The following is an 11,308-nucleotide window of genomic DNA, read 5'->3' as shown; positions in this document are numbered from 1 at the left end:
GCCTGCCGCCGCGGGAGCGTCGCAGCCCCTCACATATACCACTCCTGCAGTTCCCCGCCCATCGCCGAACAGCCGACGCTGATCGGTAAGGCTTCGTTAACGCCTGCCTCCCTAAGCCGTACCGCCTGGCAGTTTCGCCGGGCGTCGAAGACCAATGCAAGGAGATGCCGATGCCAGGGATGAGCAAAGGTAAGGGCAAGGCCAAGGGGAACGGCGCCAACGTCGTCAAGGGGACCGAAGCGAACGACGCGTTCGTCGGCGGCGAGGGCAAGGACGTCATTCAGGGCCGTGGCGGCGATGACGACCTTGCGGGCGGGGGCGGCGACGACGTCCTCATCGGCGGCATCGGGGCCGACGCGCTCGAAGGCGGGCTCGGCAACGATGCGATGGAGGGCGGCGACGGCGACGACACGCTGCTCTCGATCTCATGGGGCGGCGAGCCGGAGATCGCGCAGAAGGTTGAGGAGGGCGTCGGGAAGGTCGAACCCGACGAACCGCTGAGCGACGACGACGTCCTCACCGGCGGCGACGGGGCGGACACGTTCACCTTCCGCTGGCTCTTGGACGCAAAGGAAGAGATCCTCGACAAGCACCGCGACGAGGACGGGAACGTCGACTACCGAGCGGTCGCGGGCGAGAACGACGACGTGCATGACCATTGGGTCGAGACCATCGGCGACGACGTCGTCACCGACTACGACCCGGAGGTCGACACGCTGGTCTTCGAGGGCCACACGGTGACGCTGCAATCCGCGGAGATGATCGACGCAGATGGCGACGGCCTGATCGACGACACGCTCCTGACCTTCTACAGCGAACAGGGCGGCGCGGGCGCGCATCAGGGCGACGCGCTCGGCACGGTGACGCTGCTCGACGCCGTCGTGACGGACGACGACATCACAATCGACAAGGGCGTCTTCTACGGGGTGGAGACGCCCTACGACGCGCTCGGCTGACGCCTAGCGGCAGGCGGCGCGGCTCTCAACGCGCCGCCTCTGTCGGGAGGAACCCTGACGGAACGTCCGCTACCTGATGGGTTCGAGACGCTAAGTGGAGGCGAGACGTTCTCGGGCAGTCTGGTTCTCGTGATAAGCTAATTTTGCTACCAGGAATGATTGCTGAGTGGACGTTTGCTGCTTCCTACGGTCGGTCGCCCGTCAGGCCATCAGCCTGCCCTATGCAAGTCTGTCATGGCTTGACCCTTACCTTCGGGCGTCCGAGCGAAGTCGTTGAGTGTAAGCCTTTCCGCGGTGAAGCGGTCGGTAACCAGGACGTCGATCACGCCCGTCAGCAGCGCGCCGCGGATGGCGTCGGTCTTGGTTTGGCCTCCCGCCAGCGCGACGACGCGGTCGATGCCGGACAATTCGTCCACGGTGATGCCGATAACGCGGTCGTCGAGCGCGGTGCGGACCGGCCGCCCCGCGCCGTCGAAGAACCGCAGGCTCATGTCGCCTACGCCGCCCGCCGCCGCGACTTCCGCCAATTCGCGGGGGGAAAAGACGTTGCCGCTGCGCGCCAGCATCGACGACGGCTCGACGGTGCCCAGGCCCACGACCGCCAGCGTGATGCGGCGGAACAGGTCCATCGTCTCGCGCACATAGGGATCGCCCACCAGGACCAGTCGCGCGTCGCGGGACTGGGCCACGCCGGGCGCGTTCAACAGATGCGACGTCGCCCCCGTCAGCTTCGCCAGGCGCGTGACGAGCTGGTTGGCATGGACCTGCACCGTCGGATCGCCCATGCCGCCCAGCATCTGCACCACGTGGCCCGCGCGTCCCTGTCCCATCGGGTGGATCGCGTCGACCATGCGCAGGATCGTCTCCGACCAGCTCGACACGCCGATCACCTCGCCCGGCTGGAGCGTCGCTTCCAGGAAATGGGCCGCCGCCTCGCCGATGCGGGCCATGATGGCGGCATCGCGGTCCTCAGCGCATTCGGCGACGATGGCTTCCGACAGGCCGTACCGGTCCCGCAACGCGCCCTCCAAATCGGAATAGGTGCCGGACGGGGCCACGACGGTGGTGCGTACGATCTCTTCGGCGATTGCCTTCTTGAGCATGCGCGACACCGTGGCCTGCGACATGCGCAGGTGCTTGGCGATCTCCACCTGCCGCCGGCCTTCGACGTGGTACATCTGCGCCACGCGGGCGATCATGCGAAGCTCGTTCAGGCGCGACATTCCCGATCGTCCTTCCGCCTGGGATGCATAATTATGCGTTAGGACGGTCGGGCCGCCCGGGCAACCGCTTTCCGCCACCGATCCAGCGCCGCGGTCCGTTCCGCGGTCCCCATCGCGGGAGGAATGGGGTCGTCGTGGCGGACCATAGCGGCGATCGCGTTCAGGTCCGGCCAAAGACCGATGGCCAGTCCCGCCAGGTACGCTGCACCCATGGCGGACGCTTCGCCGGCAGCGCAGGGCGCGACATTGCGCCCCGACAGATCGGCGACCCGTCCCATCAGCGCACGGTTCCGGCTAGGGCCGCCATCGGCGGAGAGGCGGGCGACCGGGGGTGCTGCATTCTCCATCGCCGCAAGAACGTCGCAGACCTGCAAGGCGATGCTGTCTACGGCCGCACGCGTGATCTGCGCCGGACCCACGCCGAAGGTCAGGCCGTCGATCAGGCCACGGGCATCCGGCACCCAATGGGGGGAGCCCAAGCCGACATGCGCCGGCACCAGCGACACGCCACCCGCATCGGATACGGTATCCGCCAACGCAAGCACCGCATCGACGTCATCCAAGCCCAGCAGCGCGGCCGTCCAGGGCAGGATCGACGCGCTGACCAGGATGTTGCCCTCAAGCGCGTAGGTCGACCGACCTTCCAGGGACCAGGCGATGGTCGTCGTGATGCCCGGCGGCGGCGGCGCGAAGGCGTCCAGCGGGATCATGACAGACGATCCCGTCCCGAAGGTCGCCTTGGCCGAACCGGGCGCGAAGGCCCCATGCGCGAACAGCGCCGCGTGCGAATCGCCGATGGCGGACGCGACGGGAACGCCGTCGGGCAGGCCGTCCACGCCATCGGTCCGACCATAGACATGTGCCGAATCGTGGATGGCGGGCAGCATCGCGGGGTCGATGCCGAACAAGCCGCACAGGTCGCGGTCCCAGTCCCCCAATGCCAGATCAAGAAGCTGCGTCCGCGATGCGTTGGAGCAGTCGGTTGCATGAACCGCGCCCCCCGTCAGCTTCCAGATCAGCCAGGAATCGACCGTGCCGATCAGCGGCTCGCCACCGGCCGGGGCATGGTGGTCCAGCAGCCACCGCGCCTTGGTCGCCGGGAACAGCGGATCGAGCGGTAATCCGGTGCGGGCGATGACATCCGGCTCGTGCCCCGCCTCCCGCAAGGCGGCACAGACGTCGGCGGTGCGGCGGCATTGCCACGTGATGACGGGCCCCAGCGGCTGACCCGTCCGGCGGTCCCAGATCAGGACCGATTCCCGCTGGTTCGACACGCCGATGGCAACCGGCTGGACGCCGCCTGCCTGTGCCAGGCAGTCCGATACCGCATGGCGGGTGGCATCCCATATCGCGTCCGCGTCCTGCTCGACCCAACCCGGCCTGGGATGCGTTATGGCCAGCGGGGCGGATCCCGTAGCCAGGATCGCCCCGTCCAGTGCGACCATCACGGCCTTTGCGTTGGTCGTGCCCTCGTCGATGGCGAGGATCGCGCCGTCCGCCATGCGGGGTCAGCCCTTCCGAGCCAGCACGGTCTGCGCGGCGTCGGCGATCGCGTCGGGCGTCATGCCGAAATCGTCCAACAGCTGATTGGCCGACGCGGTATGCGCGAAGACGCCCGGAACGCCCATACGCGTCATGGGGACGGGGGCGTGATCCACCACGACCTCCGCCACGGCGCTGCCCAAGCCGCCAAAGGTCGTGTGCTCCTCCGCCGTCAGGATGGCCCCGGTCTCACGGGCGGCGGCGACGATGGCGTGCGCGTCGATCGGCCGGACGCTGGCCATGTTCAGGACGCGCGCGTCGATGCCGCGGTTCGATAGAAGGGATGCGGCCTCCATGACGCGGTGGGTCAGCACGCCGTTGGCGATCAAGGTCACGTCGCCCCCGTCGCGCAGCGTGTCGGCAACGCCCAGCCGGAAGACATGGCCGTCCGGCAGCAGGTCGGGAACGCCCACGCGGCTGAGGCGCAGGAAGCAGCCCCCGTCATGGGCGACCGCCCAGCGGATCGCGGCCGCGGTCTCGTGCCGGTCGGCGGGGGCGACGACAGGAACGTCGGGCAGCGCGCGGATCCAGGCGAAGTCCTCGATGGAATGGTGGGTCGGACCCAGTTCGCCGTAAGCCATGCCGCTGCTGATGCCGATCAGCTTCACGTTGGTGCGCGAATAGGCGACGTCGGCCTTGATCTGTTCCAACGCGCGTCCGGTCAGGAAGGGCGAGGCGGCGCAGACGAACGGGATCTTGCCCCCGTTGGCCAACCCCGCGCCGACGCCGACCATGTTCTGCTCCGCGATGCCGACGTTGATCAAACGCTCGGGAAACCGGTCGCGGAAGCCCGCCAGCTTCGACGACCCCACGGAATCGTTGCAAACCGCGACGATGGCAGTGTCCTGCGCGCCCAGATCTTCCAGCGTTGCGACGAAGGCATCGCGGCAATCGAACCGGTCCGCATCGGCATAGAGCAGATCCTTCATCCCGCTTCTCCTTCCAGCTCGGCCATCGCAGTCGCATATTGGTCGGCGTTCGGGACCTTGTGATGCCAGGCGACGTTGCCGGACATGAACGAGATGCCGTGACCCTTGTTCGTCTTCGCCACCAAACAGGTAGGACGTCCCGGCGTGACCGCGTCGCGCGACAGGGCCGCGCGCAAGGCCCCGATATCGTGGCCATCGACCTCCCGCGCGGTCCAGCCGAACGCCTCTAACTTCGGAAGGAGCGGGGCCAGGTCGTTCGTGTCGGCCAGCGCGGCGCCTTGTTGCAGACCGTTGTGATCCACGATCAACGTCAGGTTATCCAAACCGAATTGTCGTGCGGCCATGATGGCTTCCCAGTTGGATCCCTCCTGCATCTCGCCGTCGCCGACCACGACGAAGGTGCGCCAGGACGCGCCATCCAGCTTCGCGGCCTTCGCCATGCCGACGCCGACCGGCAGGCCATGGCCGAGGGGGCCGGTATTCGTTTCCACGCCCGGAACCTTGACGCGATTGGGATGGCCGTTCAGCCTGGAGTTGTGCTGCAGGAAACTCGACACCTCGTCCTTCGGGATGAAGCCGCGTTCGGAAAGGACGACGTACAACGCGAGCGCAGTATGCCCCTTGCTGAGGACCAGCCTGTCGCGGTTCGCCCAATCGGGACGCGCAGGATCGACGTCCATGACGTCGAAGTAGAGCGTGGTCAGAATGTCAATCACCGACATCTCTCCGCCAATATGGCCTGCGCCAGCCTCGAAGACGGCGCGGAGGTCGCGGCGGCGGATATGATTCGCCAGACGTTCCAGTTCATCGACGTCCATGGGTACATCCTGCATAGATATTCTATTCTGCATAAGACACATTTGACCGTCGTTCGTCAACTGAACTGGGCCGCAAACCCGGCGTCCGGACCCGTGATGGCCGCCGGCCAACCTGTATCGTTGACAAAGATGATTCCGCCTGTCGTATTTGCGATCAAGTCTGAATGAATATGCAGTACGGGGTGACATAGATGGCTATTGCCGATCCAAGCCGCCGGACGTCCATGGGCGAGATGTTCTCGCTCAGCCGCGCGACGGGGCCGCTGATCGGTCTGGTGCTGCTCTGCGTCTTTCTGTCCTTCGCCACGGACTCCTTCCTGACCGTCCGCAACCTTCTCAACGTGTTCGACCAGATCACGGTGCTGGGCATCATGGCGGTGGGCATGACCTTCGTGATCCTGATCGGCGGCATCGATCTCGCCGTCGGTTCCGTTCTTGCATTGGCGATGATGGTCATGGGCTACTTCGCCAACATCATGGGCGTACCCCTGCCTTTGGCTATCGTCATAGCATTGGTCGTGGCGGGCCTGTCGGGCGCGGTGTCCGGTCTGCTGGTCACACTGTTCAAGGTCCCGTCCTTCATCGCCACGCTGGCGATGATGTCCATCGCCCGGGGCTTGGCGAACATGATCACCGACGGCCAGCAGATCGTGGGCTTTCCGGCCTGGTTCAGCATGCTGTCCTTCATCCGCCACGGCGGGTTCCTAACCGCCACGGTCGCGGTGATGCTCATCGTGTTCGCCCTGGGCTGGTACGTCCTGCGCTACACCAGCGCGGGGCGTAGCCTCTATGCCATCGGCGGCAACCCGGAGGTCGCGCGCTTAGCGGGGATCAAGGTCAACTGGCTGACCGTCGCGGTCTACGTGGCTTCGGGGTTCCTGGCCGGGCTGGCGGGCGTCGTCCTGGCGATGCGGCTCGATTCGGTGCAGCCCACCGCAGGATTCACCTACGAGCTGGACACGATCGCGGCGGTCGTTATCGGCGGCACCAGCCTGTCGGGCGGGCAGGGCGGCATCGTAGGGACCATCATCGGCGTGCTGATCATTGGCGTCCTGCGCAACGGGCTGAACCTGCTGGGCGTGTCGCCCTTCACGCAGGCGGTCGTGATTGGCGTCGTCATCGCCATGGCTGTCGCCGCGGAGGCGTTCAAGAAGCGCTGAGACACGAATGGGCGCCGGGGGAGGACCGCCGCCGCCACAACCCGCCCGACCGATAGGCCGGGCCAAGGCCGCGCCCCCAGCGGGACGGCACCCTATGGAGGAGAGACCATGACCATCAAGACGATGCTGGCCGCCACGTCGCTGGCCGCGCTGAGCCTGGGAACCGCCGCCACGGCGCAGGAGGTCCAGCGCCTGGGCCTGGCCGTGACCAACCTGCAGGCCGACTACTTCAACCAGATCAAGATCGGGGTCGAGGAATACGCCGCCGAGCTGGGCATCGAGGTCATCACCGTCGATGCCAAGAACGACGGGGCCACGCAGGTCAGCCAAGTGCAGGATCTGCTCACCCAGGACATCGACGCGCTGATCTACCTGCCCGCGGGGGCCGCCGCCGCGACCGTCCCGACCCGGCTGGCGCGTGCGCAGGGCATCCCCGTGGTAAACGTCGACCGCAACGCCGAGGGCGAGCCGGGCGATACGTTCATCGCCACTGACAACGCGACCTCCGCCTACGAGGTGTGCCAGCACATCATCGGGCTCGCGGGCGGCGAAGGTCAGATGATCATGATCCACGGCCAGCGCGGCACCACACCCGAGGTCGAGCGCACGCGCGGCTGCATGCAGGCTATCGACGAAGCGCCGGGCGTGGAACTGGTCGCGCAGCAATGGTCGCAGCAATGGTCCCAGGCGGAAGGCTTGGATATCACTCAGAACCTACTGCAGGCGAACCCCGACGTGACGCTGATCTTCGCGCAGGCCGACGGTCTGGCCCTGGGCGCGGCGCAAGGCGTGCGCGTGTCGAACGTGGACCAGCGGGTCTATATCGGCGGGTTCGACGGCGACACCACCGCGCTACCGATCCTGGCCGATGGCGGGTTCGACGCGACCGCGACGCAGCAGGTCCGCGGCATCGGACGGCTTGCCGTCGACAGCGCCATCGCGCTGGTCGCGGGCGAGGAACTGCCGCCCGAACAATTGCTGCCGGGCTTTCTGACGACGCCCGAGAACGCGCAGCAATTCGTCGACGAGCATCCCTGATCCGCGATGCGCGGCGGGCCCTTCGGGGCCCGCCGCCGACGCGATCCGGCCCCGTCATGAGCGACCGACCCGACCCCATCCTGTCGCTGCGCGGCATCCGCAAATCCTATGGCCCCGTGGAAGTCCTGCACGGGATCGACCTGGACGTCCGGCCCGGCGAGGTCGTGGCGCTTCTGGGTGAGAACGGGGCGGGCAAGTCGACGCTGTCGAACATCGTGTCGGGCACCGTGCCCGCCAGCGGGGGCACGATGACTTGGCGCGGCCGTCCCTTCGCGCCCGCCTCCCCACGGGAGGCGATCGATGCGGGCATGGGCATGATCCACCAGGAATTGCTGCTCCTGCCGCATCTCTCCATCGCAGAGAACGTGTTCGTCGGTCGGTATCCGAAGCGGGCGGGTCGGATCGACCGCCGCGCGATGGAGGCTCGCGCGCATGAAGGCCTGGCGCGGCTGGGCCTCGAGATTCCCGCCAGCCGGATGGTCGACGGCTTGTCGACAGCGAACCAGCAGTTGATCGAAATCGCTAAGGCGCTGACGCTGGACGCGCGCCTTCTGATTCTGGACGAACCCACCGCGGCCCTCGGCGGCGAGGAGACGCGCCGCCTCTTCGAACAGATCGACCGCCTGCGCGACGACGGGGTCGGCATCGTCTACATCTCCCACCGCCTGGAGGAGATCCGTCGCGTCGCTGACCGCATCGTGGTCATGCGCGACGGGGCGAAGGTGCAGGAGTTCGAGACCGGCGACATTCCCGTGCGCACCATCGTGGAGGCGATGGTCGGCCGCAGCCTGGAACGGATGTTCCCCGCCCTGCCGGACCCTACGGATAGGGTCGTGTTGCAGGTGGATGGCCTGACGGGGGCCAACGGCCGCTTCGCGGACGTGTCCTTCGATGTCCATGCGGGCGAGATCCTGGGCATCGCGGGCCTGGTCGGGGCGGGCCGTACCGAACTGGTCCGCGCCATCGCCGGGGCCGACTCGGTGGCCCGGGGGCGCGTCCTGTTGGATGGCCGCGACATCACCCCCCGGCATCCCGCCCGCGCGATCGCCGAAGGGATCGTCCTGGTGCCCGAGGACCGCAAGCAGCAAGGCTTGGTCCTGGACCATTCCATCGCCGAGAATATCGGCTACGCGAACCGTGATGCCGTCGCGCGGCACGGTATCGTCACCGCGGGCCGTGTCCGCGCCTTCGCCGACGCGGCAATCAACCGCTTCGGGGTGAAGGGACAGGGCCGCCAGGACGCGGGCGAGCTGTCGGGCGGCAATCAGCAGAAGGTCGTCATCGCCAAGTGGCTGGCCCGCAACCCGCGCGTCGTGGTTCTGGATGAACCGACTCGCGGCATAGATGTCGGCGCGCGGTCATCCATCTACGAGATCATCGTCGGCCTCGCCCGCGAAGGCGTGGCGGTGATCGTTGTATCCTCCGACCTGGAGGAGGTGCTGGGCGTGTCGAACCGGATCATGGTCATGGCGGCGGGGCGGCAGACCGGGATCCTGGACCATGCCGACGCCACCGACGTCGCGGTGATGGAACGCGCGACCGCCTGATGCCAACCCACGTTCCGACGAAAGGACATGCCATGCCCGACGAGACCGCCCAGAACGCCCCCGCCCTGTTCGACCTGACCGGACGGGTGGCGCTGGTTACGGGTGCCGGCAGCGGGATTGGCCAGCGCATTGCCGTAGGCCTGGCGCAATGCGGGGCGGACGTGGCGCTGCTGGACCGGCGCACGGATGGCGGCGTGGCGGACACCGCCCGCGCCGTCGAAGCGGCCGGCCGCGCGGCCCTGACCCTGGAGGCCGACGTCACGTCCCAGGACGCGCTAACCGAGGCCGTCGCCCGGACCCAAGCCAAGCTGGGGCCCCTGACGCTGGCGCTGAATGCGGCCGGGATCGCCAACGCCGCGCCGGCCGAGGACATGCCCGAAGAACAATACCAGACATTGATGGACATCAACATGAAAGGGGTCTGGCTGTCCTGCCGTGCGGAGGCCCGCGCTATGATCGAGCACGGGCAGGGCGGGTCCATCGTGAACATCGCGTCAATGTCGGGGGTGATCGTGAACCGCGGGTTGGAGCAGGTGCATTACAATGCCTCCAAGGCCGGGGTCATCCACATGACCAAGTCCATGGCGATGGAATGGGTGGGGCGCGGGATCCGCGTGAACTCCATCTCGCCGGGCTACACGGCGACGCCGATGAACACCCGCCCCGAGATGGTCCACCAGACGAAGCTGTTCGAGGAACAGACGCCGATGGGCCGCATGGCCGCGGTGGACGAGATGATCGGCCCCGCCGTGTTCCTGTTGTCGAACGCGGCGTCGTATTGCACGGGTGTCGACCTTCTGGTGGATGGCGGTTTCTGCTGCTGGTGATGGCCTGCGGATGCGTCGCCGTGACCGGATCGACGGAGGGCTCCCCGACCGCGTGCCGGATGCCGTGACCGCACGAGCCCGTTGAAGGGTCCGGGCGAATGGCCCCATCGCGGTCGGATCGCGCCGCCGTAGCCGCACAGGTCGCCCGCGGGCGCGATGTGTGAGTTGACGCCATGACGCTTCGGACCAGCGTGAGGCTTGGTTCCCGCGGACCGACCATTCGGATCGGACGCCGGCAAATCTGATGGTCCGTGAATTACATAAGTCGGGTGGATGCCCCGGGCTCGGGAGGATATCGGTCTTTCTTGGTGCCTTGGATTGGGTGAGGTCAGATGTCCCGCCTTGTGGTGCCACGTAACCTGGCGGTGTGTCCTTATGGAGATGCGCGAACCGGTTCCGGATCAGACTGGCAGCCGACACGCGGCCCCCGATTTATTCTGGCTCCCGGAACGGTCTCTCGATCGGTGCCCTCTCGTCGTCCTTCATGGCCTCTTCGCGGATGGATGTGTCGATGGCGTCAACATTCATCGTCAGCAGCACGATCTAGTCGGTATGGGTCCGGACCATCTCGATCACTGATGGCGCAAGGTCGTCGTCGCCAAGTTCATGGCATGCAATCAACATGCGACCGACGCTCGCGCGATGGTCCGGCCACAGCACGCCAAACTCAGCGAGATGGCCGCGCAGTGCGTTGATAAAATGCGGCCGGGTCAGCTTCTGTCCAAATATTACATTACAGTCCTTATCTATTTCGCAGACCGCAAAGAGGACCATTCTAACGTCGGTTGCGACATTTGGCCTATCCGTCTGTTGAGATGGAGGAATGGACGATGGCGCATGTGGAGTTGGGGATCGAAGAGCGGCGCGTGATCGAGCGGTTGTCGAACGCAGGGGTGGCCGTGGCGGAGATTGCGGCTCGACTGGGACGCCACCGCTCGACGATCTATCGTGAGTTGGCGCGGAACCGGTTCACCGATGTGGAGAACCCGTATCTCGACGGATACTACAGTTCGGTGGCCCACGGGATCGCGGGGGACCGGCGGCACAGGCTGCGCAAGCTGGCGCGGATGCCTGCGCTGCTCGTCTCTGTGGTGGATCGGTTGCGGGCGGGATGGTCGCCCGAGCAGATCGCAGGCCGCCTGCGCCGCGAAGACGGTGATATCTGCATCAGTCACGAGACCATACCTAAAGGCACACCGATCCAACCACCGCAGACCGGAGATAGGCGAAGATCGCCACGGCAGTTCCAACTACTTAATTGAGATACC

At 66.7% G+C, this 11,308-nt stretch carries 10 protein-coding genes; 6 read left to right on the top strand and 4 right to left on the bottom strand.

Annotated features, from left to right (window positions below):
• Positions 1-179: 179 nt before the first annotated feature.
• Complete coding sequence (locus P0084_RS12560; protein ID WP_308917205.1) at positions 180-956, top strand: hypothetical protein; 777 nt, start codon at positions 180-182, stop codon at positions 954-956.
• A 209-nt stretch (positions 957-1,165) separates the two neighbouring features.
• Here the strand turns inward: P0084_RS12560 and P0084_RS12555 are convergent, their stop codons facing one another.
• Genes P0084_RS12555 through P0084_RS12540 form a run of 4 tightly spaced genes read right to left on the bottom strand, consistent with a single transcriptional unit; the run spans position 1,166 to position 5,468 of the window.
• Positions 1,166-2,179, bottom strand: a complete 1,014-nt coding sequence (locus P0084_RS12555; protein ID WP_308917204.1) for a sugar-binding transcriptional regulator — start codon at positions 2,177-2,179, stop codon at positions 1,166-1,168.
• Positions 2,180-2,217: 38 nt separating this feature from the next.
• Entirely contained in the window at positions 2,218-3,681 is a 1,464-nt protein-coding gene (locus P0084_RS12550) for an FGGY family carbohydrate kinase (RefSeq protein ID WP_308917203.1), read from the bottom strand.
• 6 nt (positions 3,682-3,687) lie between these two features.
• On the bottom strand, positions 3,688-4,650 hold the full coding sequence (locus tag P0084_RS12545) for a transketolase family protein (protein WP_308917202.1): 963 nt from the start codon (positions 4,648-4,650) through the stop codon (positions 3,688-3,690).
• A complete protein-coding gene (locus P0084_RS12540) occupies positions 4,647-5,468 on the bottom strand; it encodes a transketolase (RefSeq protein ID WP_308917201.1) in 822 nt (273 codons plus the stop codon). The genes P0084_RS12545 and P0084_RS12540 overlap by 4 nt, the downstream gene beginning before the upstream one ends.
• Positions 5,469-5,659: 191 nt before the next feature.
• Here P0084_RS12540 and P0084_RS12535 point away from each other — a divergent pair, with 191 nt between their 5' ends.
• The 5 genes from P0084_RS12535 to P0084_RS12515 all read left to right on the top strand — a co-directional run bounded on the left by P0084_RS12535 (position 5,660) and on the right by P0084_RS12515 (position 11,302).
• Positions 5,660-6,628, top strand: a complete 969-nt coding sequence (locus P0084_RS12535; protein WP_308917200.1) for an ABC transporter permease — start codon at positions 5,660-5,662, stop codon at positions 6,626-6,628.
• A gap of 108 nt (positions 6,629-6,736) precedes the next feature.
• Positions 6,737-7,666, top strand: a complete 930-nt coding sequence (locus P0084_RS12530; protein WP_308917199.1) for a substrate-binding domain-containing protein — start codon at positions 6,737-6,739, stop codon at positions 7,664-7,666.
• A 56-nt stretch (positions 7,667-7,722) separates the two neighbouring features.
• Entirely contained in the window at positions 7,723-9,213 is a 1,491-nt protein-coding gene (locus P0084_RS12525; protein WP_308917198.1) for a sugar ABC transporter ATP-binding protein, read from the top strand.
• A gap of 32 nt (positions 9,214-9,245) precedes the next feature.
• Positions 9,246-10,040: an SDR family oxidoreductase gene (locus P0084_RS12520; protein WP_308917197.1), complete on the top strand. Its 795-nt coding sequence runs from the start codon at positions 9,246-9,248 to the stop codon at positions 10,038-10,040.
• 830 nt (positions 10,041-10,870) lie between these two features.
• A complete protein-coding gene (locus P0084_RS12515; RefSeq protein ID WP_308917196.1) occupies positions 10,871-11,302 on the top strand; it encodes a helix-turn-helix domain-containing protein in 432 nt (143 codons plus the stop codon).
• Positions 11,303-11,308: the final 6 nt, after the last annotated feature.

It is taken from the genome of Jannaschia maritima (assembly GCF_030973515.1).
Lineage (GTDB): Bacteria > Pseudomonadota > Alphaproteobacteria > Rhodobacterales > Rhodobacteraceae > Jannaschia > Jannaschia maritima.
Note: the sequence above shows the minus strand (reverse complement) of the source record. Positions and strands in the feature narration are given on the sequence as shown.

Excerpts from the sequence above, each read along its gene's own strand:
- P0084_RS12540 (WP_308917201.1), bottom strand. The coding sequence starts at position 5,468 with ATGGACGTCGATGAACTGGAACGTCTGGCGAATCATATCCGCCGCCGC.
- P0084_RS12520 (WP_308917197.1), top strand. The coding sequence starts at position 9,246 with ATGCCCGACGAGACCGCCCAGAACGCCCCCGCCCTGTTCGACCTGACC.
- P0084_RS12545 (WP_308917202.1), bottom strand. The coding sequence starts at position 4,650 with ATGAAGGATCTGCTCTATGCCGATGCGGACCGGTTCGATTGCCGCGAT.
- P0084_RS12525 (WP_308917198.1), top strand. The coding sequence starts at position 7,723 with ATGAGCGACCGACCCGACCCCATCCTGTCGCTGCGCGGCATCCGCAAA.
- P0084_RS12560 (WP_308917205.1), top strand. The coding sequence starts at position 180 with ATGAGCAAAGGTAAGGGCAAGGCCAAGGGGAACGGCGCCAACGTCGTC.
- P0084_RS12550 (WP_308917203.1), bottom strand. The coding sequence starts at position 3,681 with ATGGCGGACGGCGCGATCCTCGCCATCGACGAGGGCACGACCAACGCA.
- P0084_RS12555 (WP_308917204.1), bottom strand. The coding sequence starts at position 2,179 with ATGTCGCGCCTGAACGAGCTTCGCATGATCGCCCGCGTGGCGCAGATG.
- P0084_RS12530 (WP_308917199.1), top strand. The coding sequence starts at position 6,737 with ATGACCATCAAGACGATGCTGGCCGCCACGTCGCTGGCCGCGCTGAGC.
- P0084_RS12515 (WP_308917196.1), top strand. The coding sequence starts at position 10,871 with ATGGCGCATGTGGAGTTGGGGATCGAAGAGCGGCGCGTGATCGAGCGG.
- P0084_RS12535 (WP_308917200.1), top strand. The coding sequence starts at position 5,660 with ATGGCTATTGCCGATCCAAGCCGCCGGACGTCCATGGGCGAGATGTTC.